Consider the following 20,906-nt stretch of genomic DNA (forward strand, 5'->3'; position numbering starts at 1 on the left):
ACTATGAGGAAAGAAGATGATCGCGGAGTTTGAATCACGCATTCTGGCGTTAATAGATAATATGGTCGACCACGCCAGTGATGACGAACTGTTTGCCGGCGGTTATCTGCGCGGCCACCTGACGCTGGCGGTGGCCGAGCTGGAAGGAGAGGACGAGCATACTGCGCAAGCGGTGCATGACAAAGTAGCCCAGAGCCTGGAAAAAGCCATCAGCGCGGGCGAACTGTCGCCGCCGGATCAGATTCTGGTGCAGGAAATGTGGAACAGTCTGTATCAGAAGGCGATGCAGAAATAGTTCTGCTCTTCGCCAAAGCCCGGCGATCGCTCCGCCGGGCCCGTTTTCCCTCAATTATTTCACCGCTTTCCCTTTCAGCAGCTTTCTGACCCACAGCCGGTTAGGGTTCAGCGCCGCCAGCGTTTCTTTATCCATGGGGAGTGGCTCATGGCTCATTTGCGACGCCAGAATTTCAGCCGCCAGCGGCGCGGAGCACAGGCCGCGTGAACCCAGCGCGCCCAGCATATACAGGTTGCGGTAAACCGGCGCTTCTCCGGCCTGCTCCTGATGTTCAGCTAACGAGGCATATGCGCTTAAGGTAGCGTCATAATCAGGTACGTTGCCGACCATCGGCAAATGATCGCGGGTTGCACAACGCACGCCGCTGCGTGACTGATTTGCGCTCACGTCTACCTCCCGCGTCCATTCCGCCTGCGGGAAGCAGTCAATCAGGCGTTGCCGATTCTGCTGCTGATCGTCGGCGCTAAATGCGGCTTCTGCTTGCCCTCGGTGGTAGCTTGCGCCAATGCAGTGTTGCTTATTATGCGGGTTTTGCGGCGTCAGGTAGCCGTTGTAGCACAGGACCTGGCGCAATTTCGATAGCCCTGGCGTCGTCGGAATATGGCTAACCTGACCGGCAACCGGGTACATGGGAAGATGCTCCGTCTGGCTGAAGTGGGTCAACTTATGGCCGTTGGCCAGTATCACGACCTCGTGGTACTGCCGTTGGTTTAACTGCCAGCCGCCATTGTCTGCGCTGAGAGCCTTTACCGGGTAATCATAGTGAACGAGGAGTCCGCGAGTCGCGGCGAGAGCCAGCAGCTCAGCGGTTAACTGCTGCGGACAAAGCCAGCCGCCTGCCGGATAGGCGATGCCGCCGCAGCCGGTTTCGACACCGGTTTGTTGCTCTGCGGCCTCGGCGTTCACGGCGACGGCGATTTCTGGCGGAAGATTAAGCTCAATCATCTGAGCGATTTTCTGCGCGCTTTTTGCATCCCAGCCCAGCTGCGTCACGCCGCACCATTCATGATCGAACATCACCGGCAGCGTGTCGTACAGGCGGCGGGCGAAAGTAAACGCCGCTGGGAAGAAGCGGGCAAGGGCGGGATCGTGCTGGCTGAGCAGCGGATAGAGCGCACCCTGGCGGTTTCCGGAGGCGCCTTCGGCCGGCGCGCTGTCGGCGCAGTATAACGTCACCTGCCATCCGCGGCGCAGCAGCGCCAGCGCGAGCAGGGCGCTGGCGATCCCCCCGCCGATAATCGCGGCATCGCGATGTTCCGTACCGCTGCGGGCAAACCACGGCGCGCGCGCGGGGATCTCCAGCGTCTGAAGCATTTCACCGGTGAGCATTTCGCGCTTGCGGCCAAAACCTTTGCGCTTCTGCATGCTGAAGCCGGCTTCCTGCAGCCCGCGACGCACAAAACCGGCGGAGGTGAAGGTCGCCAGGGTGCCGCCAGGTCTGGCCAGTCGGGCCATTGCCGCAAACAGCTCCGCTGTCCACATGTCCGGGTTTTTTGCGGGGGCAAAGCCGTCGAGAAACCAGGCATCTACCTGCCGATTAAGCGAATCATCGAGCTCGTTGGTCAGCTGATTAATATCGCCGAACCACAAGTCCAGCGTGACCCGACCCTCGTCCAGCAGCAGACGATGGCAGCCCGCGATGGGCAGAGGCCACTGCGCCTGCAGCTGCTCGGCCCAGGTTGCAAGTTCCGGCCAGCGCTGGTGAGCGAGGCGCAGGTCGTCTGCTTTCAGCGGAAATTTTTCGAAACTGATGAAATGTAATCTTTGCAGGGTAGCTTGTGGATTCTCACGGTGAAAAACGTCAAACGCCTGCCACAGCGTGAGGAAATTGAGGCCGGTACCGAACCCGCTTTCGGCAACCACAAAAAACGGGCGGGGATGTCCTGGAAAACGTTCATTGAGCCGATTGCCGCCGAGGAAGACGTAGCGCGTCTCTTCCAGACCGTTGTCATTGGAAAAGTACACATCGTCAAAATCTCGGGAAACAGGTGTACCCTCAGCGTTGAATTCCAGGTTGGCAGGTTGTATGGCGTTTTGTTTCACGTAAGTTACTCGAATCACAAGGCGTAGAACGATCTTAACGATGTGTGCCTGAGGGCGCAAATTTATACACAAATTGGCTGATCGGACTTGTTCGGCGTACAAGTGTACGCTATTGTGCGACTCGAAACTTACTATAGTGCGACTTACAGAGGTATTGAATGAAACGTGCAGTGATTACTGGCCTGGGCATCGTTTCCAGTATTGGTAATAACCAGCAGGAAGTCCTGGCATCTCTGCGTGAAGGACGCTCCGGGATCACTTTCTCTGAAGAGTTTAAAGATTCGGGAATGCGCAGCCACGTATGGGGCAACGTCAAACTGGACACCACCGGCTTGATCGACCGTAAAGTGGTTCGTTTCATGAACGATGCCTCTATCTATTCCTATCTCTCTATGCAGCAGGCTATTGAAGATGCTGGCCTGAAAGATGAAGTCTATCAGCAAAACCCGCGCGTGGGTCTGATTGCCGGTTCCGGCGGTTCTTCTAAATCTCAGGTTTTCGGCGCTGACGCAATGCGCAGCCCGCGCGGCCTGAAAGCGGTTGGCCCTTACGTGGTGACCAAAGCGATGGCGTCCGCGGTGTCCGCTTGCCTTGCAACACCGTTCAAAATCTACGGTGTGAACTACTCCATCAGCTCCGCTTGCGCGACTTCCGCACACTGCATCGGTAACGCTGTTGAACAAATCCAACTGGGCAAACAGGATATCGTGTTTGCTGGCGGCGGCGAAGAGCTGTGCTGGGAAATGGCGTGCGAATTCGATGCGATGGGCGCGCTGTCCACCAAATACAACGAAACGCCGGAAAAAGCGTCCCGTACCTATGATACCCACCGTGATGGTTTTGTTATCGCGGGCGGCGGCGGTATGGTTGTGGTTGAAGAGCTGGAACATGCCCTGGCGCGCGGCGCGCACATCTATGCTGAAATCGTTGGTTACGGCGCAACGTCCGATGGCGCAGACATGGTTGCCCCGTCCGGTGAAGGTGCGGTTCGCTGCATGAAGATGGCGATGGACGGTGTTGATACGCCGATTGACTATCTGAACTCCCACGGCACTTCTACCCCGGTAGGCGATGTGAAGGAGCTGGGGGCGATTCGTGAAGTCTTTGGCGATAACAGCCCGGCTATCTCCGCGACCAAAGCGATGACCGGTCACTCCCTGGGCGCCGCTGGCGTACAGGAAGCTATCTACTCCCTGCTGATGCTGGAACACGGCTTTATTGCGCCGAGCATCAACATTGAAGAGATGGACGAGCAGGCGGCTGGCCTGAATATCGTGACCGAGCCGACTGAACGCGCGCTGAAGACCGTGATGTCTAACAGTTTCGGCTTTGGCGGGACTAACGCTACGCTGGTGATGCGCAAATACAGCGCATAACGAGCACACTTTACAAGGGGAGCCCGTTGGCTCCCCTTTTTTGTATTCTTGACAGACCCCTGCGCGAAAAGGCAAACTCCTGCCACAACATTAGTCTCTCAGATAATGCGTAAGCGTTTAACGTCATCCAACGCGCCTTAACCCTGATAATCAGGTGGAGAGGGCGTGGCTATCACCTCGCCTTACTCTGCGAACTGGAGTAAAGCATGTCCGCAGTCACTGAAACAAAACATAACCCTTCAGCGAATGGTTCGCTGTTTCGCATCACTTTTGCCGTTTTTCTGACCTATATGACCGTCGGCCTGCCGCTACCGGTTATCCCCTTGTTTGTCCATCAGGAACTGGGATTCGGCAACACCATGGTTGGCATCGCTGTCGGTATTCAATTTCTGGCGACCGTATTAACTCGAGGCTATGCCGGCCGCCTTGCCGACCAGTACGGCGCCAAACGCTCTGTACTTCAGGGGATGCTGGCCTGCGCGCTGGCGGGCGGCGCCTGGCTGTGCGCGGCGCTGCTGCCGGTGCCGGTCATGGCGAAGTTTGGCCTGCTGGTGCTTGGCCGCCTGATTCTGGGGTTTGGGGAAAGCCAGCTGCTCACCGGGAATTTAAGCTGGGGGATGGGGCTGGTGGGTCCCATGCGATCCGGTAAAGTCATGTCGTGGAACGGCATGGCGATCTACGGCTCGCTGGCGGCCGGGGCCCCGCTGGGGCTGCTAATTTACAGCCATTACGGCGTCGCGGCGCTGGCCTGCGTCACCATGGTACTGCCGTTAGTGGCCTGGGCGATTAACGGCACGGTGCGTAAAATTCCTGCTCACGGCGGCGACCGCCCGTCGCTGTGGAGCGTGGTCGGAATGATCTGGCGGCCCGGTATCGGTCTTGGCCTTCAGGGCGTTGGCTTCGCGGTAATTGGTACCTTTGTCTCTTTGTATTTCGCCAGCAATGGCTGGGCGATGGCCGGCTTTACGCTGACCGCGTTTGGCGGGGCATTCGTGCTGATGCGCGTGCTGTTTGGCTGGATGCCGGATCGCTTCGGCGGGGTAAAAGTGGCCATCGTTTCGCTACTGATTGAAGCGATAGGCCTGGCGCTGCTTTGGCAGGCGCCCAATGCCTGGATCGCGCTGGCGGGCGCGGCGCTAACCGGCTGCGGATGCTCGCTTATCTTCCCGGCGCTGGGCGTCGAGGTCGTGAAGCGGGTACCACCGCAGGTACGGGGAACGGCGCTTGGCGGCTATGCCGCGTTTCAGGATATCTCTTACGGCGTCACCGGCCCGCTTACCGGGCTGCTCGCGACTTCGTTGGGCTACTCTTCGGTCTTCCTGGCTGCGGCGATATGCGCCGTGCTGGGGATCCTGGTTACCCTGGTGTCGCTGCGTAAGTAGCGCTTCATTCGGCCCGGCATGCGGGCCGAATGATATGTCCTTAAATCACCAACCACAACAGGGCAAGCACCACGATAACTGCCAACGCGATAACCCACGGTTTTTTCAATGCCAGCCGCGGTGAGGCGGGAGGCGCCTGAACCGGCGGGATCGCCAGCGTCTCCTGGGCTCTGGCTACCCTGAGCACAAAAATTTTGTTAAGCAGCGTCAACAGCTGCGCCGCGCTGAGCGGCGTGTGCGCCGTCGCGTGCCAGTGGGTTTGGGCAAAATCCATCACTCTTTGCCATTCTGCGGCTTCAAGCGGCTGTTTTAATGCGGCCTGCAGCGAGGTCAACGTCGGCGCAGCCTGCGAACTGAGCGTTTGCCGCGCGTGGAGCCAGTACGAGAGGGGCGTAAAGTGGGTCGCCGGGATCAGCTCTCCGCTCTTGACGCCGCTTAGCTCCAGCATGGATTGCCAGATAAGCTTGCTGGACTCGCCGGTGGCTGCGGCGAGTTTAGTCACCTGCTGATTGAGCGTGTTGTGTTCTGCTGGCAGCAGCGGACGATGCGTTGGCGGGCGCTGCTGCGGCTGAGGAATCGAGAGCTGGCCGCTTTGCAGGAGTTGCAGAACATTCTCCAGCTGCGGCTGGGTCAAGGCATGCAGCGCGGTTTGACCGTCATGCTGACGAATATAATCGCTGACCGCCTGGCGATTGTTGCCCTGGTTCAGCAGTTCGCTCAGCTGCGCCAGGATTTGCCGACGGTGATGATTTTGCTGGGCGAGGATTAAGCGCTGGTTCAGGCTGTTCTCGGCGGCGGCAAAATGGCTTGCCAGCAGCGGCGCGTCGTTTTTCAGGCTAAGATCGTGTTTTACGCAGGCCCACACTTCCGTATTTTGCTGCGAGGTTAAGGCCACCAGGCGCGTAATGAGCCGCTCAAGCGCGGTGCGCTGCTGAGTGGTGAGCGGAGGTTCGCCCGATCCCGGAGGGCGTTCGGACATACCTGAAACGGGTTGCGTCATGATTAATCCTTTGCGTATTGCTGTACTAAGGGCCGGGTGATGATGTTCCTGGCGGCCAGATTATGGCACACTTCCCCGGTTTACTCTCGCTCTCAGACAGGTACTGAACCGTGAAAATCCTCGTTGATGAAAATATGCCCTATGCGCGCGAGCTTTTTAGCCGCCTGGGGGAAGTCAAGGCCGTTGCTGGCCGCCCTGTCCCGGTCGATGCGTTGAATGACGCCGATGCGCTGATGGTGCGATCCGTCACCAAAGTTAACGAAGCGCTGCTTTCCGGCAAGGCGATCAAATTTGTTGGCACCGCGACGGCGGGTACCGATCATGTCGATCAGGCGTGGCTGCATCAGGCGGGAATCGGCTTTTCCGCGGCCCCGGGCTGCAACGCTATCGCGGTGGTGGAATATGTTTTTTCCGCGCTATTAATACTGGCCGAACGCGATGGTTTTGCGCTTAGCGACCGTACCGTCGGGATCGTGGGCGTCGGCAACGTGGGCGGGCGCCTGCAAAAGCGCCTTGAGGCGCTGGGAATAAAAACTCTGCTTTGCGATCCGCCGCGCGCCGATCGTGGCGATGAGGGCGATTTTCGCACCCTCGACGAGCTGGTGCAGGAAGCGGACATTCTGACTTTCCACACGCCGCTCTATAAGGAAGGGCAGTACAAAACGCTGCACCTGGCGGATGAAGCGCTGATTCGCCGCCTGAAGCCGGGGACGATTTTAATCAACGCCTGCCGTGGGCCGGTGGTGGATAACGGCGCGCTGCTGCAGCGGCTGCAGGCCAATCAGTCCTTAAGCGTGGTACTGGATGTCTGGGAGCCGGAGCCGGACCTGAATACCGAATTGCTCAAGCGGGTGGATATTGGTACGCCGCATATTGCCGGTTATACCCTTGAAGGAAAAGCGCGCGGTACGACGCAGGTTTTTGAGGCCTACAGCGCGTTTATTGGTCATCCACAGCAGGTGGCGCTGGACACGTTGCTGCCGGCGCCGGAGTTTGGCCGCATTACGTTGCACGGGCCGCTCGATCAGGCAACGCTAAAACGGCTGGCGCATTTGGTGTATGATGTGCGCCGCGATGATGCGCCGCTGCGAAAAGTCGCGGGCGTTGTGGGCGAGTTCGACAAACTGCGCAAAAATTATCAGGAACGCCGTGAATGGTCTTCGCTATACGTGCAGTGCAGCGATGCGCAGGCGGCGACGCTGTTGCGCCAACTGGGCTTCAACGCCGTACATCATCCTGTTCGTTAATATCATCTTAATGCTCCTGCTGGATAATCCGGCAGGGCTGCTTTTTTCTGGAGTACACCACCATGTCTGAAGGCTGGAATATTGCCGTACTGGGCGCAACGGGCGCCGTAGGCGAAGCCCTGTTCGAAACGCTTGCCGATCGTCAGTTCCCGGTGGGGGATATTTATGCCCTGGCGCGTAGCGATAGCGCCGGGGAACATCTGCGTTTTTCGGGCAAATCGGTTGTCGTACAGGATGCGGCCGAATTCGACTGGACTCAGGTCCAACTGGCCTTTTTTGCCGCCGGCGTCGAAGCGACAGCGGCGTATATCGAAGACGCCACAAACGCGGGCTGTCTGGTGATTGATTTAAGCGGTCTGTTTGCGCTGGAGCCGGACGTACCGCTGGTGGTGCCGGATGTCAACCCGTTCGTGCTGGCAGATTATCGCAATCGTAACGTTATTGCGGTACCGAATAGCCTGACCAGCCAGCTGCTGTCGGCGTTAAAACCGCTGATCGATCAGGGCGGCTTGTCGCGCATCAGCGTGACCAACCTGCTATCCGCCTCCGCCCACGGTAAAAAAGCGGTGGATGCGCTGGCAGGGCAGAGCGCCAAACTGCTCAACGGTATTCCGATCGATGAGGACGACTTCTTCGGCCGCCAGCTGGCGTTCAATATGCTGCCGCTGCTGCCCGATCGGGAAGGAAGCGTGCGCGAAGAGCGTCGTATCGTCGATGAAGTCCGCAAAATTCTGCAGGATGATGGCCTGATGATCTCCGCAAGCGTCGTTCAGTCACCGGTATTCTACGGTCATGCGCAGATGGTCAGCTTTGAAGCGCAGCGCCCGCTGGCGGCGGAAGAGGCGCGCGATGCCCTTAGCCGCGGCGAAGATATCGAGCTGTCAGAAGAGGGCGAGTTCCCGACGCAGGTCGGCGATGCTTCCGGTAATGCCCGCCTTTCCGTCGGCTGCGTGCATAACGATTACGGGATGCCGGAGCAGGTGCAGTTCTGGTCCGTCGCCGATAACGTCCGTTTTGGCGGCGCGCTGATGGCGGTGAAAATCGCTGAGAAGCTGGTTCAGGAGTATCTGTACTGATGTCTGAGATGGAGCAGCCGGCGGTCTACAAAATTGCGCTGGGCATCGAATATGATGGCAGCAAGTACTACGGCTGGCAGCGGCAGAATGAAGTTCGCAGCGTGCAGGAGAAGCTGGAAAAAGCGCTTTCGCAGGTGGCGAATGAGCCTATTAACGTTTTTTGCGCCGGCCGTACGGACGCCGGCGTTCACGGCACCGGTCAGGTGGTGCATTTTGAAACGCGCGCGCAGCGTCAGGATGCCGCATGGACGCTGGGCGTTAATGCCAATTTACCCGGCGACATTGCGGTTCGCTGGGTAAAGCCGGTTCCGCAAGACTTTCACGCTCGCTTTAGCGCCACGGCGCGTCGCTATCGTTATGTTATCTATAATCATCGTCTGCGACCGGCGGTATTGAGCCGCGGCGTAACCCATTATTATCTCCCGCTTGATGCGGAGCGGATGCAGCGCGCCGCTCAGTGTCTGTTGGGAGAGAATGATTTCACCTCGTTTCGTGCGGTACAGTGCCAGTCGCGCACGCCGTGGCGCAACGTGATGCACATCAACGTCACCCGTTATGGTGCATATGTGGTGGTGGACATCAAAGCGAATGCCTTTGTACATCATATGGTAAGGAACATTGTCGGCAGTCTGATGGAAGTAGGTGCCGGTAACCAGCCAGAGAGCTGGATTGCAGATCTTCTGGCGGCAAAAGACAGGACGCTTGCCGCCGCAACGGCAAAAGCGGAAGGATTGTATCTGGTGTCGGTGGACTATCCGGCCCGCTACGACCTCCCGGTCATGCCGATGGGCCCGCTGTTTCTGGCGGACTAACCGGATTATTAAGGGCTAACGCAAACTATGGACCTGATTCACTTTTTAATTGATTTTATCCTGCATATTGATGTGCATCTGGCTGAGCTGGTCGCGGAGTACGGCATTTGGGTATACGCGATTTTATTCTTGATTCTGTTCTGCGAAACCGGCCTGGTGGTCACGCCGTTCCTGCCGGGGGATTCGCTGCTGTTTGTGGCTGGCGCGCTCTCCGCGCTGCCGACCAACGATCTCAACGTGCATTTAATGGTGCTGCTGATGGTCATTGCCGCGATTGTTGGCGATGCCTTGAACTACACGATTGGCCGGCTGTTTGGTGAAAAGCTTTTCAGCAATCCCAATTCGAAAATTTTCCGCCGCAGCTACCTGGATAAGACCCATAGCTTCTACGAACGACACGGCGGTAAAACCATCATCCTGGCCCGTTTCGTGCCAATTGTCCGAACGTTTGCGCCGTTTGTGGCAGGAATGGGGCATATGTCCTATCGTCATTTTGCGATGTATAACGTTGTTGGCGCGCTGCTGTGGGTACTGTTGTTTACCTATGCAGGTTATCTGTTCGGCGATTTGCCGATCGTACAGGAAAACCTTAAGCTGCTGATTGTGGCGATTATCGTCCTCTCCGTATTGCCTGGCGTGATTGAAGTCATCCGCCACAAGCGGGCGGCGGCGAAACAGGCGAAATAACGCGGCGACGTTCTTCGGGCGGTATGCCGCCGTCCGAAGAGTGAAGTGTGAGCGGTTCGACCACTTTTTTATCCCATGTTACGGGATGTTATGATTTAATGTGCAACATTCATGGTCTGTGAGGGGCAAAAATGGCATTATGCGCCCCTTGCGACAAAACTGGCATCGACCAGGTTCAGGTAGAAAGGTTATCAATGAGCTGGATTGAACGAATTAAAAGCAATATAACCCCCACCCGTAAGGCAAGTATCCCTGAAGGTGTATGGACCAAGTGCGACAGCTGCGGACAGGTATTGTACCGCGCAGAGCTGGAGCGCAACCTGGAGGTTTGCCCTAAGTGCGATCACCACATGCGCATGTCGGCGCGCAACCGCCTGCATAGCCTGCTGGACGAAGGTTCTCTGGTGGAGCTGGGAAGCGAGCTCGAGCCGAAAGATGTGCTGAAGTTCCGCGATTCGAAAAAGTATAAAGACCGTCTGGCGTCCGCCCAGAAAGAGACTGGCGAAAAAGACGCGCTGGTGGTTATGAAAGGCACCCTGCACGATATGCCGGTTGTTGCCGCCGCTTTCGAATTCTCCTTTATGGGCGGGTCAATGGGCTCAGTGGTCGGCGCGCGCTTTGTTCGCGCGGTTGAGCAGGCGCTGGAAGACAACTGCCCGCTGATTTGCTTCTCCGCATCCGGCGGCGCGCGTATGCAGGAAGCGCTGATGTCGCTGATGCAGATGGCGAAAACCTCCGCTGCGCTGGCGAAAATGCAGGAGCGCGGCTTGCCGTATATCTCCGTGCTGACCGACCCAACCATGGGCGGTGTCTCGGCGAGCTTTGCAATGCTGGGCGATCTCAACATCGCTGAGCCAAAAGCGCTGATCGGCTTTGCCGGCCCTCGCGTTATTGAGCAGACCGTTCGCGAGAAGCTGCCGCCGGGGTTCCAGCGCAGCGAGTTCCTGATTGAGAAAGGGGCGATCGACATGATCGTACGCCGCCCGGAAATGCGTCTGAAGCTGGCCAGTATCCTGGCGAAGCTGATGAACCTTCCGGCGCCAAATCCGGAACCCGCTCACGAAGGCGAGGTGGTGCCGCCGGTACCGGATCAGGAACCAGAGGCCTGATAATGGAGAGGGCAGGCCTGACGGCGCTGCCCTTTTTTATACGCGTAGCGATCTTAACTCTTGCCGGACATCATGGAAAAACAACCTATTCCTCAGGCCACGTCGCCCCTGGCTACGTGGCTTTCTTATCTGGAGCATCTGCACAGCAAAACTATCGATCTCGGGCTGGCGCGCGTCAGCGAGGTCGCGCAGCGGATGGCGGTATTAAAACCGGCGCCGTTTGTCTTCACGGTGGCGGGGACCAACGGTAAAGGCACTACTTGCCGTACCCTGGAGTCGGCGCTGATGGCGGCGGGTTACAAGGTTGGGGTTTACAGTTCGCCGCATCTGGTGCGCTACACCGAGCGGGTGCGAGTGCAGGGCGAGGAGTTGACGGAGCTGGCGCATACCACCTCTTTTGCCGAAATTGAAGCCGCGCGCGGTGAGATTTCCCTGAGCTATTTTGAGTTCGGCACGCTTTCCGCGCTGTGGCTGTTTCAGCAGGCGCGGCTGGATGTGGTGATTCTTGAGGTGGGTCTTGGCGGCCGGCTGGATGCGACCAATATCGTCGATGCCGACGTGGCGGTGGTGACCAGTATTGCCCTCGACCATATCGACTGGCTGGGGCCGGATCGCGAAAGCATCGGCCGCGAAAAGGCGGGTATTTTCCGCGCCGGAAAAGCGGCCATCGTCGGTGAACCCGACATGCCGTTGACCATTGCTCAGGTGGCGGATGAAAAAGGGGCGCGGCTCCAGCGCCGTGACGCTGACTGGCGGTACGAGGCCGGGGAACAAGGCTGGTCTTTCTACGATCGGCTGGGGGCATTGACCGATCTGCCGCTGCCGCAGGTTCCGATGCCGAATGCGGCTACGGCGATTGCGGCCCTGCGCGCCAGCGGGCTTAAGGTTAGCGAGCAGGCGATTCGTGATGGCGTACAACGCGCGATGCTACCGGGGCGATTCCAGATAATTAGCGAGGCTCCCCGGACGATCCTTGATGTTGCCCATAATCCGCACGCGGCGGCATATCTCGCGGGGCGTCTCAGAACCTTATCGAAAACGGGGCGCGTGCTGGCGGTTATTGGTATGCTGCATGACAAGGATATTGCAGGTACGCTGGCAAATCTGCAGACGGAAGTTGACGACTGGTACTGCGCGCCGCTGGAAGGGCCGCGTGGAGCCACGGCGGAGCAGCTGCTGGAACATTTGCACACAGGCAAAGTCTATATTAGCGTCGCGCAGGCGTGGCATGCCGCGATGGCGGACGCCAGGCCTGAAGATACGGTGCTGGTATGTGGTTCATTCCACACGGTGGCGCATGTAATGGAAGAAATAGACGCGGGGAGAATCGGTGGCGAGTAAGTTTCAGAACCGTTTAGTCGGGACGATTGTGCTAGTGGCGCTGGGGGTGATTATCCTGCCAGGGCTGTTGGATGGTCAGAAAAAACATTATCAGGATGAGTTTGCCGCGATCCCGCTGGTGCCAAAGCCGGGGGATCGCGATGAGCCGGATATGCTGCCTGCAGCGACTCAGGCGCTGCCTTCGCAGCCTCCGGAAGGGGCGGCGGAAGAGGTGCGAGCAGGCGATGCCGCTGCGCCATCGCTGGATCCGTCGCGTATACCGGTGAACAACAACAGCTTTGATGTGGTGCAGGAGCCGGTTGTGACGCCTAAGCCACAGCCCAAACCTCAGCCGAAGCCTCAGCCTAAGCCGGTAGAGAAACCACAGGCGCAGCAGGTTGCGGCGCAGACGCCGCCGCCTAAACCGCAGCAGCAGGCTGAAATCCCGGCGCCGACCGGCAAAGCGTATGTTGTGCAACTGGGCGCGCTGAAGAACGCCGATAAGGTTAACGAGATTGTTGGTAAGCTGCGTGCTTCTGGCTTTAAAGTTTACACGTCGCCTTCGACGCCGGTGCAGGGTAAAATCACCCGTATTCTCGTGGGGCCGGATACTTCGAAGGATAAGCTGAAAGGCCAGCTAGGTGAGCTGAAGCAGATTTCAGGACTTAGCGGCGTGGTCATGGGCTACAGCCCGAACTAACTCTCTCTTTTTTAAAGGAGTAGAGGGCCGGAACCCCTGTCTGACGCGCCCTGAAGAGGCGAAAGACAGTATGGCGTTGAATGTTTTTTCAGCGCCATTTTTATTTCTGTAGGGCACGGAAATCCCTACGCAAACGTTTTCTTTTTCTGTTAGAATGCGCCCCGAACCGGACGACAGGGCGTAAAATCGTGGGACGTATATGGTCTGGATTGATTACGCCATAATAGCGGTGATTGGTTTTTCCTCTTTGGTCAGCCTGATCCGCGGCTTTGTTCGTGAAGCTTTATCGCTGGTAACCTGGGGATGCGCTTTCTTTGTTGCCAGTCATTACTACACTTACCTGGCTGTCTGGTTCACGGGCTTTGAAGACGAACTGGTCCGAAATGGGATTGCTATCGCGATACTGTTTATCGCAACGCTTATCGTCGGCGCTATCGTTAACTTTGTGATAGGTCAGCTGGTGGAAAAAACCGGCCTGTCGGGAACCGACAGGGTGTTAGGGATCTGCTTTGGCGCCCTGCGCGGGGTGTTAATCGTCTCAGCGATTCTGTTCTTTCTCGATAGCTTCACCGGTATGGCGAAAAGCGAAGACTGGCAAAAGTCTGAGCTTATCCCTCAGTTCAGTTTCGTTATCAGATGGTTCTTTGACTATCTGCAGAGCTCGTCAAGTTTCTTGCCCAAAGCATAAGCGTTGGGATGTAGCTTAACGAGGAAAAGACGTATGTGCGGTATTGTCGGTATCGCCGGTGTTATGCCGGTAAACCAGTCCATTTATGACGCGTTAACGGTGCTTCAGCATCGTGGCCAGGATGCCGCAGGCATCATCACCATTGATGCGAACAACTGTTTCCGTTTGCGTAAGGCGAACGGACTGGTGAGCGACGTTTTTGAAGCTCGCCATATGCAGCGTATGCAGGGCAATATGGGTATTGGTCACGTTCGTTACCCGACGGCTGGCAGTTCCAGCGCCTCCGAGGCACAGCCTTTCTACGTCAACTCGCCGTATGGCATTACGTTGGCGCACAACGGTAACCTGACTAACGCTCACGAGCTGCGTAAAAAGCTGTTTGAAGAAAAACGCCGCCACATCAACACCACCTCTGATTCCGAAATTCTGCTCAACATCTTCGCCAGCGAGCTGGACAATTTCCGCCACTACCCGCTGGAAGCAGACAACATTTTTGCGGCGATCGCTGCCACCAACCGCCAGATTCGCGGCGCTTACGCCTGCGTGGCGATGATTATCGGCCACGGTATGGTCGCCTTCCGCGACCCGAACGGCATCCGTCCGCTGGTGCTGGGTAAACGCGATATTGGCGATGGCCGCACCGAATATATGGTCGCTTCGGAAAGCGTAGCGCTGGATACGCTAGGCTTTGAGTTCCTGCGCGACGTGGCGCCTGGCGAAGCGGTGTATATCACCGAAAAAGGCCAGCTGTTCACTCGTCAATGCGCGGAGAACCCGGTCAGCAACCCGTGCCTGTTCGAATACGTTTACTTTGCGCGTCCGGACTCCTTCATCGACAAAATCTCCGTCTACAGCGCCCGCGTTAATATGGGGACTAAGCTGGGTGAGAAAATTGCCCGTGAGTGGGAAGATCTGGATATCGACGTGGTCATTCCTATCCCGGAAACCTCCTGCGATATCGCGCTGGAAATTGCCCGTATTCTCGACAAACCTTACCGCCAGGGCTTTGTTAAAAACCGCTACGTTGGCCGTACCTTTATCATGCCGGGGCAGCAGCTGCGCCGTAAGTCCGTGCGCCGTAAGCTTAACGCCAACCGCGCCGAATTCCGCGATAAGAACGTGCTGCTGGTGGATGACTCCATCGTGCGCGGCACCACCTCAGAGCAGATTATCGAGATGGCGCGCGAAGCAGGGGCTAAGAAGGTGTATCTGGCCTCCGCTGCGCCGGAAATTCGCTTCCCGAACGTGTATGGCATCGATATGCCGACCGCCAATGAGCTGATCGCGCACGGGCGTGAGGTGGACGAGATTCGCCAGATCATCGGCGCCGATGGCCTGATTTTCCAGGATCTGGACGATCTGATTGACGCGGTGCGCGCGGAGAATCCGGATATTCAGCAGTTTGAATGCTCGGTGTTCAACGGTATCTACGTCACTAAAGATGTCGATCAGCAGTATCTGGACTATCTCGATTCCCTGCGTAACGACGATGCGAAAGCGGTTCAGCTGCAGAACGAAGTCGAAAACTTAGAGATGCATAACGAAGGGTAATCCTTTGATTTGCCGAAAGCCCGTGGTCCGATGGCCGCGGGCTTTTTTATTTTCTCGCACCAATTGCGGGTCCGCGGTTGCGTCAGGGGCTATAATCCGGCAAAGTCTGCGCCATTGTGGGAAAAGGGCAATCAACGTGAAGCGACTCATTATCGGCATTTCTGGCGCCAGCGGCGCAATCTACGGCGTGCGTTTGCTCCAGGTCTTGCGCGAGGTTTCTGATGTCGAAACCCATCTTATTCTAAGCCAGGCCGCGCGGCAGACGCTGGCGCTGGAGACAGATTTCTCCCTGCGCGAGGTGCAGGCGTTAGCCGATGTGGTGCACGATGCCCGCGATATCGCTGCCAGCATCTCTTCCGGCTCTTTTAAGACCGCCGGAATGGTGATTTTGCCGTGTTCGATGAAGACCCTCTCAGGCATTGTTCATAGCTATACCGATGGTCTGCTGACCAGGGCGGCGGACGTGGTGCTTAAAGAGCGCCGCCCGCTGGTGCTGTGCGTACGGGAAACGCCGTTCCACCTTGGTCACCTGCGTCTGCTGGTCCAGGCGGCGGAAATGGGCGCGGTGATTATGCCGCCGGTTCCCGCGTTTTATCATCGGCCAAAGACCCTTGATGACGTGATAAACCAGACGGTCAACCGCGTTATCGATCAGTTTGATATTTCTCTTCCTGAAGACCTCTTTACCCGCTGGCAGGGAGCGTAAAGCGCACTAAGATAGTGCGCTTTATTCACATCTGCATTGCCGCAGTGCAATTTTGTAGCCTCGATCAAATCCTCAACATTTAATTTGTTTTTTTGCGCTGCGGCACTGCGGTTTATCCGTTATTGCTGGTATCTTCCCTTTTAAGACAAACTTGCAACCTTTATTTAACAAATTTAACGCCATTTGCAGCACGCACTGAGAAAATGGCATAAAACGTGCAAGATTTTATCGGCAGCACAAATAACAAAATAACGCATCGCATAACAACATCACGACACTTAAGGGTAACCTATGAAGAAGACGGTTCTGGCTCTCTCTTTAATGATGGGCATTTGCAGCGCCTCCAGCGCATTCGCTGCGCTGCCGCAGAGTATTCGCATTGGCACCGATGCCACCTACGCGCCTTTCTCTTCTAAGGATGCGAAAGGGGATTTCGTGGGTTTTGACATTGATTTGGGCAATGAGCTCTGTTCGCGTATCAAAGTAAAATGTACCTGGGTTGGCAGCGATTTCGACTCCCTGATCCCGTCGCTGAAGGCCAAGAAAATCGACGCCATCATCTCTTCGTTGTCGATTACTGAAAAACGCCAGCAGGAAATTGCGTTTTCTGACAAGCTCTACGCCGCCGACTCGCGCCTGATTGCCGCGAAAGGCTCGCCGATTCAGCCGACGCTGGAATCGCTGAAAGGCAAGCATGTCGGCGTGCTTCAGGGCTCTACCCAGGAGGCCTATGGTAATGAACGCTGGCGCAGCCACGGCGTCGATGTTGTGGCTTATCAGAACCAGGATTTGATCTACTCAGACCTCTCCGCTGGCCGTCTTGACGCCGCATTGCAGGATGAAGTGGCCGCGAGTGAAGGTTTCCTCAAACAACCCGCCGGTAAAGATTTTGCGTTTGCCGGTCCTTCCGTTAAAGACAAAAAATTCTTCGGTGATGGTACCGGCATCGGCCTGCGTAAGGACGATAGCGAGCTGAAGGCCGCGTTTGATAAAGCGTTGGCTGACATGCGTAAAGACGGCACCTACGACAAAATGGCGAAGAAGTACTTCGACTTCAACGTTTACGGTGACTAAGACGTCCGCTGGCCCGGACGCCGGGCCACGCGCATCTATTTCTGCCCCTTATTGGTGCGCTCACGCTTTTGTGGATCTTTTTGGTGCAAAAAATTCCACGCGGGATGTTAAAAAATGCATAGTTAAGCGTTTCTGGTGCGAAAAAATTTGCTTCCCGGCGCGGAATGTTTTGCCTTACCGGGGCGAATAATGGCACGATAACTGCCGTAAGTACTTCTAATAAATCCGTTAGAATGACAGTCTGTTGAGGATAGTTATGAAAAAACTGGCGTTGTCTCTCTCTTTAGCGCTGGCCCTTTCCAGCGTTTCCACTGTATTCGCAGCCATTCCGCAAAAAGTCCGCATCGGCACCGATCCTACTTATGCCCCGTTCGAATCCAAGAATGCACAGGGTGAATTGGTTGGTTTTGACATCGATCTGGCAAAAGAGCTCTGTAAGCGCATCAATACGCAATGTACCTTTATTGAGAACCCGCTGGACGCGCTGATCCCGTCTTTAAAAGCGAAGAAAATCGATGCCATTATGTCTTCGCTTTCAATCACCGAAAAACGTCAACAGGAAATTGCCTTCACCGACAAGCTTTACGCGGCGGATTCGCGCCTGGTCGTGAAAAAAGGCAGTGATATTACGCCAGACCTCGCGAAGCTGAAAGGTAAACGCGTTGGCGTTCTGCAGGGCACCACTCAGGAAACCTACGGCAACGAGCACTGGGCACCGAAGGGTATTGAAATTGTTTCCTACCAGGGGCAGGACAATATTTATTCTGATCTGACCGCTGGTCGTATCGATGCTGCGTTCCAGGATGAAGTCGCCGCCAGCGAAGGTTTCCTCAAGCAGCCTATCGGTAAGGATTATCAGTTCGGCGGCCCGTCGATTAAAGACGAGAAGCTGTTCGGCGTCGGCACCGGTATGGGGCTACGTAAAGAAGACAACGAACTGCGTGAAGCATTGAATAAAGCCTTTGCCGAGATGCGCCAGGACGGCACCTACGACAAGCTGGCGAAGAAATATTTCGATTTTAACGTGTACGGCGACTAATCATCCCGCGTACCCCATCGCGCGTGATTTCACGCGCGATGGTTGATGACAGACAGGGCAGACAGCATGCTGTACGGGTTTTCACAGGTTATATTTCAGGGCGCGCTGGTCACCCTTGAGCTGGCGTTAAGCTCGGTCGTTCTGGCGGTGCTTATCGGCCTGGCGGGCGCTGGGGCGAAACTTTCCAATAATCGTCCATTAGCGCTGATTTTTGAAGGCTATACCACTTTAATCCGCGGCGTACCCGATCTGGTGCTGATGCTGCTGATTTTCTACGGGCTGCAGATTGCGCTCAACAGCGTGACCGATGCGCTTGGTCTGGCGCAGTTTGATATTGACCCAATGGTGGCGGGTATCATCACGCTGGGCTTTATTTACGGCGCCTACTTTACCGAAACTTTTCGCGGCGCTTTCCTGGCTGTGCCGACGGGGCATATTGAAGCGGCGACGGCCTTCGGCTTTAGCGGCGGGCAAACCTTTCGTCGCATTCTGTTCCCGGCAATGATGCGCTATGCGCTGCCTGGAATAGGCAACAACTGGCAGGTGATCCTCAAAGCGACCGCGCTGGTCTCGCTGCTGGGGCTGGAGGATGTGGTCAAGGCAACCCAGCTGGCGGGTAAAAGCACCTGGGAGCCGTTCTACTTCGCTATCGTCTGCGGCCTGATTTATCTTGTATTTACAACGGTTTCCAATGGTGTGCTGCTGATGCTCGAACGCCGTTACTCTGTGGGCGTGAAGAGGGCTGACCTGTGATTGACATTATTCAGGAGTACTGGAAATCCCTGCTGTGGACCGACGGCTACCGCTTTACCGGCGTCGCGATTACGCTCTGGCTGCTGATCTCTTCCGTGGTGATGGGCGGCATCCTGGCCATTTTCCTCGCGATAGGCCGCGTGTCGAGCAACAAATTTATCCGGTTCCCCATCTGGCTATTCACCTATATCTTTCGCGGCACGCCGCTGTACGTTCAGCTGCTGGTGTTCTATTCCGGGATGTATACGCTGGAAATCGTCAAAGGCACTGAACTACTGAACGCCTTCTTTCGCAGCGGGCTGAACTGTACGGTGCTGGCGCTGACGCTGAATACCTGCGCCTATACTACGGAGATTTTCGCCGGGGCGATTCGTTCAGTGCCGGCAGGCGAGATAGAGGCCGCTCGGGCGTATGGTTTTTCCTCGGTTAAAATGTATCGCTGCATTATCCTCCCTTCCGCGCTGCGTATCGCTCTGCCTGCATACAGCAACGAAGTGATTCTGATGCTGCATTCCACCGCGCTGGCTTTTACCGCCACGGTGCCGGATCTGCTGAAAATTGCCCGCGATATTAACTCGGCAACCTACCAGCCGTTTACCGCCTTTGGTATTGCCGCAGTACTGTATTTAATTATCTCGTATGTGCTGATTAGCCTGTTCCGCAGAGCGGAAAAGCGCTGGCTCCAGCACATCAAACCTTCTTCGACGCACTGAGAACGCCATGTCCGACAATAAATTAAATGTAATCGATCTGCATAAACGTTACGGTGAGCATGAGGTACTGAAAGGCGTCTCACTGCGGGCGAAAGCCGGAGACGTGATCAGTATTATTGGTTCATCCGGCTCCGGTAAAAGTACCTTTTTGCGCTGCATTAACTTTCTTGAAAAGCCCAGCGAAGGGACGATTGTTGTTAACGGGCAAAACATTGGCCTGGTTCGCGATAAAGACGGTCAGTTAAAGGTTTCTGATAAAAACCAGCTACGCCTGCTACGTACTCGCCTGACGATGGTATTCCAGCATTTTAACCTGTGGAGCCATATGACGGTGCTGGAAAACGTGATGGAAGCGCCGATTCAGGTACTGGGTCTGAGCAAACAGGAAGCCCGCGATCGGGCGGTCAAATATCTGGCAAAAGTCGGTATTGACGAACGCCAGCAGATTAAATATCCGGTGCACCTCTCCGGCGGCCAGCAGCAGCGCGTTTCCATTGCCCGCGCGCTGGCGATGGAGCCCGACGTACTGCTGTTTGATGAACCGACATCGGCGCTTGACCCTGAACTGGTAGGCGAAGTGCTGCGCATTATGCAGCAGCTGGCGGAAGAGGGAAAAACCATGGTCGTGGTAACGCATGAAATGGGCTTTGCGCGCCATGTCTCTTCGCACGTGATTTTCCTGCATCAGGGCAAGATTGAAGAAGAAGGGCACCCTGACGATGTTTTCGGCAATCCGAAAAGCACGCGCCTGCAGCAGTTCCTGAAGGGCTCGTTAAAGTAGTACTGTCTATGCCTCCGGCGGAATCCCCTCCGCCGGGACGGCTAGCGCTCCAGCCGATACACCCAGTCATCGTAATCCATTCCGTTCAAATGATACGCTTTTTCGAGCACCTGAATGCGGATAAAACCGTGTTTTTCCAGCAGGCGGGAAGAGCCAGCGTTATTGCCCAGCACCCAGGCATTTATCGCGTGAACGCCGAGTTGGTTAAAGCCGTAGTCGCAAATCGCTTTTAACGCTTCGCTGGCATAGCCCTTTCCCTGTGCATCGGGCATAAGAGCGTATCCGACATCCGCTTCGTGCGGATTTTTACCACTGATGCGCAGGCCAATATCGCCAACCGCCTCGCCGCTGCCGTCGCGCAATACGAATACGCCAGGGTCAGCGCAGCGGGATTCAAACAGCGTCCGCAGCGCTGGCTCTTCAAGAACCTCGCCCATATAGCGCATCACTTCCGGGTCTCGCCGTAAGCGCAGGAAAAATGGCCAGTCGGATGCGTGAAACGGCGAGAGGCGCAGGCGCGGCGTAGTCAGTATTATCATCATGCAGTCCATAGA

General features: G+C 56.4%; 21 protein-coding genes. 18 read left to right on the forward strand and 3 right to left on the reverse strand.

The features are described from left to right. Positions 1-16 precede the first annotated feature (16 nt). A complete protein-coding gene (locus tag K7H21_RS07940; protein ID WP_004123241.1) occupies positions 17-295 on the forward strand; it encodes a YfcL family protein in 279 nt (92 codons plus the stop codon). Positions 296-349: 54 nt separating this feature from the next. On the opposite strand, the gene mnmC is transcribed toward K7H21_RS07940, so the two are convergent. Next, positions 350-2,338 carry a bifunctional tRNA (5-methylaminomethyl-2-thiouridine)(34)-methyltransferase MnmC2/FAD-dependent 5-carboxymethylaminomethyl-2-thiouridine(34) oxidoreductase MnmC1 gene (gene mnmC, locus K7H21_RS07945; RefSeq protein ID WP_112165717.1) on the reverse strand — a complete coding sequence of 663 codons (1,989 nt, stop codon included), beginning with the start codon at positions 2,336-2,338 and terminating at the stop codon, positions 350-352. Between the two features lie 158 nt (positions 2,339-2,496). Here mnmC and fabB point away from each other — a divergent pair, with 158 nt between their 5' ends. Beyond that, positions 2,497-3,714, forward strand: coding sequence for a beta-ketoacyl-ACP synthase I (gene fabB, locus K7H21_RS07950; protein ID WP_004123236.1), 1,218 nt, complete (start codon positions 2,497-2,499; stop codon positions 3,712-3,714). A 206-nt stretch (positions 3,715-3,920) separates the two neighbouring features. After that, positions 3,921-5,096 (forward strand): MFS transporter, encoded by a 1,176-nt coding sequence (locus K7H21_RS07955; RefSeq protein WP_004123233.1) that lies wholly within the window; start codon positions 3,921-3,923, stop codon positions 5,094-5,096. A gap of 40 nt (positions 5,097-5,136) precedes the next feature. On the opposite strand, the gene flk is transcribed toward K7H21_RS07955, so the two are convergent. Continuing rightward, positions 5,137-6,096 carry a flagella biosynthesis regulator Flk gene (flk, locus tag K7H21_RS07960; RefSeq protein ID WP_223035695.1) on the reverse strand — a complete coding sequence of 320 codons (960 nt, stop codon included), beginning with the start codon at positions 6,094-6,096 and terminating at the stop codon, positions 5,137-5,139. Positions 6,097-6,206: 110 nt separating this feature from the next. Here flk and pdxB point away from each other — a divergent pair, with 110 nt between their 5' ends. From pdxB to hisP, 15 genes are all read left to right on the forward strand, one after another. Continuing rightward, complete coding sequence (gene pdxB, locus K7H21_RS07965; RefSeq protein ID WP_049114649.1) at positions 6,207-7,343, forward strand: 4-phosphoerythronate dehydrogenase PdxB; 1,137 nt, start codon at positions 6,207-6,209, stop codon at positions 7,341-7,343. A 62-nt stretch (positions 7,344-7,405) separates the two neighbouring features. Then, positions 7,406-8,419, forward strand: a complete 1,014-nt coding sequence (locus tag K7H21_RS07970; RefSeq protein ID WP_004123225.1) for an aspartate-semialdehyde dehydrogenase — start codon at positions 7,406-7,408, stop codon at positions 8,417-8,419. Further along, the gene (truA, locus tag K7H21_RS07975; protein WP_112165571.1) at positions 8,419-9,231 is read left to right on the forward strand and encodes a tRNA pseudouridine(38-40) synthase TruA; all 813 of its coding nucleotides are present in this window, start codon (positions 8,419-8,421) and stop codon (positions 9,229-9,231) included. The genes K7H21_RS07970 and truA overlap by 1 nt, the downstream gene beginning before the upstream one ends. 27 nt (positions 9,232-9,258) lie before the next feature. Beyond that, positions 9,259-9,918, forward strand: a complete 660-nt coding sequence (locus K7H21_RS07980; protein ID WP_004123217.1) for a DedA family protein — start codon at positions 9,259-9,261, stop codon at positions 9,916-9,918. Between the two features lie 194 nt (positions 9,919-10,112). After that, positions 10,113-11,027: an acetyl-CoA carboxylase, carboxyltransferase subunit beta gene (accD, locus tag K7H21_RS07985; RefSeq protein WP_004870882.1), complete on the forward strand. Its 915-nt coding sequence runs from the start codon at positions 10,113-10,115 to the stop codon at positions 11,025-11,027. A gap of 72 nt (positions 11,028-11,099) precedes the next feature. After that, complete coding sequence (gene folC / locus K7H21_RS07990; RefSeq protein ID WP_049114651.1) at positions 11,100-12,368, forward strand: bifunctional tetrahydrofolate synthase/dihydrofolate synthase; 1,269 nt, start codon at positions 11,100-11,102, stop codon at positions 12,366-12,368. Next, positions 12,358-13,047 (forward strand): cell division protein DedD, encoded by a 690-nt coding sequence (gene dedD, locus K7H21_RS07995; RefSeq protein ID WP_087829167.1) that lies wholly within the window; start codon positions 12,358-12,360, stop codon positions 13,045-13,047. Before folC ends, dedD begins: the two co-directional genes overlap by 11 nt. 199 nt (positions 13,048-13,246) lie before the next feature. Next, the gene (cvpA, locus tag K7H21_RS08000; protein ID WP_004104143.1) at positions 13,247-13,735 is read left to right on the forward strand and encodes a colicin V production protein; all 489 of its coding nucleotides are present in this window, start codon (positions 13,247-13,249) and stop codon (positions 13,733-13,735) included. A 33-nt stretch (positions 13,736-13,768) separates the two neighbouring features. Then, a complete protein-coding gene (gene purF / locus K7H21_RS08005; protein WP_004123211.1) occupies positions 13,769-15,286 on the forward strand; it encodes an amidophosphoribosyltransferase in 1,518 nt (505 codons plus the stop codon). A gap of 136 nt (positions 15,287-15,422) precedes the next feature. Next, complete coding sequence (locus tag K7H21_RS08010; RefSeq protein ID WP_049114653.1) at positions 15,423-15,992, forward strand: UbiX family flavin prenyltransferase; 570 nt, start codon at positions 15,423-15,425, stop codon at positions 15,990-15,992. Positions 15,993-16,283: 291 nt separating this feature from the next. Next, positions 16,284-17,066 carry a lysine/arginine/ornithine ABC transporter substrate-binding protein ArgT gene (gene argT / locus K7H21_RS08015; RefSeq protein ID WP_004123206.1) on the forward strand — a complete coding sequence of 261 codons (783 nt, stop codon included), beginning with the start codon at positions 16,284-16,286 and terminating at the stop codon, positions 17,064-17,066. A 256-nt stretch (positions 17,067-17,322) separates the two neighbouring features. Then, on the forward strand, positions 17,323-18,105 hold the full coding sequence (gene hisJ, locus K7H21_RS08020) for a histidine ABC transporter substrate-binding protein HisJ (RefSeq protein ID WP_004123203.1): 783 nt from the start codon (positions 17,323-17,325) through the stop codon (positions 18,103-18,105). Positions 18,106-18,171: 66 nt separating this feature from the next. Next, entirely contained in the window at positions 18,172-18,858 is a 687-nt protein-coding gene (locus K7H21_RS08025) for a histidine ABC transporter permease HisQ (protein WP_004123199.1), read from the forward strand. After that, positions 18,855-19,571: a histidine ABC transporter permease HisM gene (gene hisM / locus K7H21_RS08030; protein WP_004123196.1), complete on the forward strand. Its 717-nt coding sequence runs from the start codon at positions 18,855-18,857 to the stop codon at positions 19,569-19,571. The genes K7H21_RS08025 and hisM overlap by 4 nt, the downstream gene beginning before the upstream one ends. A 7-nt stretch (positions 19,572-19,578) precedes the next feature. Continuing rightward, positions 19,579-20,352, forward strand: a complete 774-nt coding sequence (hisP, locus tag K7H21_RS08035; RefSeq protein ID WP_223035696.1) for a histidine ABC transporter ATP-binding protein HisP — start codon at positions 19,579-19,581, stop codon at positions 20,350-20,352. 41 nt (positions 20,353-20,393) lie between these two features. On the opposite strand, the gene K7H21_RS08040 is transcribed toward hisP, so the two are convergent. Beyond that, positions 20,394-20,891, reverse strand: coding sequence for a GNAT family N-acetyltransferase (locus K7H21_RS08040; RefSeq protein ID WP_004123190.1), 498 nt, complete (start codon positions 20,889-20,891; stop codon positions 20,394-20,396). Positions 20,892-20,906: the final 15 nt, after the last annotated feature.

This window comes from Klebsiella sp. CTHL.F3a (assembly GCF_019890895.1).
Lineage (GTDB): Bacteria > Pseudomonadota > Gammaproteobacteria > Enterobacterales > Enterobacteriaceae > Klebsiella > Klebsiella grimontii.

What these genes read in the sequence shown, in the direction of transcription:
- fabB (WP_004123236.1), top strand. Translation starts at nt 2,497, where the DNA reads ATGAAACGTGCAGTGATTACTGGCCTGGGCATCGTTTCCAGTATTGGT.
- K7H21_RS07980 (WP_004123217.1), top strand. Translation starts at nt 9,259, where the DNA reads ATGGACCTGATTCACTTTTTAATTGATTTTATCCTGCATATTGATGTG.
- K7H21_RS07970 (WP_004123225.1), top strand. Translation starts at nt 7,406, where the DNA reads ATGTCTGAAGGCTGGAATATTGCCGTACTGGGCGCAACGGGCGCCGTA.
- K7H21_RS07955 (WP_004123233.1), top strand. Translation starts at nt 3,921, where the DNA reads ATGTCCGCAGTCACTGAAACAAAACATAACCCTTCAGCGAATGGTTCG.
- accD (WP_004870882.1), top strand. Translation starts at nt 10,113, where the DNA reads ATGAGCTGGATTGAACGAATTAAAAGCAATATAACCCCCACCCGTAAG.
- purF (WP_004123211.1), top strand. Translation starts at nt 13,769, where the DNA reads ATGTGCGGTATTGTCGGTATCGCCGGTGTTATGCCGGTAAACCAGTCC.
- truA (WP_112165571.1), top strand. Translation starts at nt 8,419, where the DNA reads ATGTCTGAGATGGAGCAGCCGGCGGTCTACAAAATTGCGCTGGGCATC.
- hisP (WP_223035696.1), top strand. Translation starts at nt 19,579, where the DNA reads ATGTCCGACAATAAATTAAATGTAATCGATCTGCATAAACGTTACGGT.
- K7H21_RS08040 (WP_004123190.1), bottom strand. Translation starts at nt 20,891, where the DNA reads ATGATAATACTGACTACGCCGCGCCTGCGCCTCTCGCCGTTTCACGCA.
- cvpA (WP_004104143.1), top strand. Translation starts at nt 13,247, where the DNA reads ATGGTCTGGATTGATTACGCCATAATAGCGGTGATTGGTTTTTCCTCT.
- K7H21_RS07940 (WP_004123241.1), top strand. Translation starts at nt 17, where the DNA reads ATGATCGCGGAGTTTGAATCACGCATTCTGGCGTTAATAGATAATATG.
- K7H21_RS08025 (WP_004123199.1), top strand. Translation starts at nt 18,172, where the DNA reads ATGCTGTACGGGTTTTCACAGGTTATATTTCAGGGCGCGCTGGTCACC.
- folC (WP_049114651.1), top strand. Translation starts at nt 11,100, where the DNA reads ATGGAAAAACAACCTATTCCTCAGGCCACGTCGCCCCTGGCTACGTGG.
- argT (WP_004123206.1), top strand. Translation starts at nt 16,284, where the DNA reads ATGAAGAAGACGGTTCTGGCTCTCTCTTTAATGATGGGCATTTGCAGC.
- hisJ (WP_004123203.1), top strand. Translation starts at nt 17,323, where the DNA reads ATGAAAAAACTGGCGTTGTCTCTCTCTTTAGCGCTGGCCCTTTCCAGC.
- flk (WP_223035695.1), bottom strand. Translation starts at nt 6,096, where the DNA reads ATGACGCAACCCGTTTCAGGTATGTCCGAACGCCCTCCGGGATCGGGC.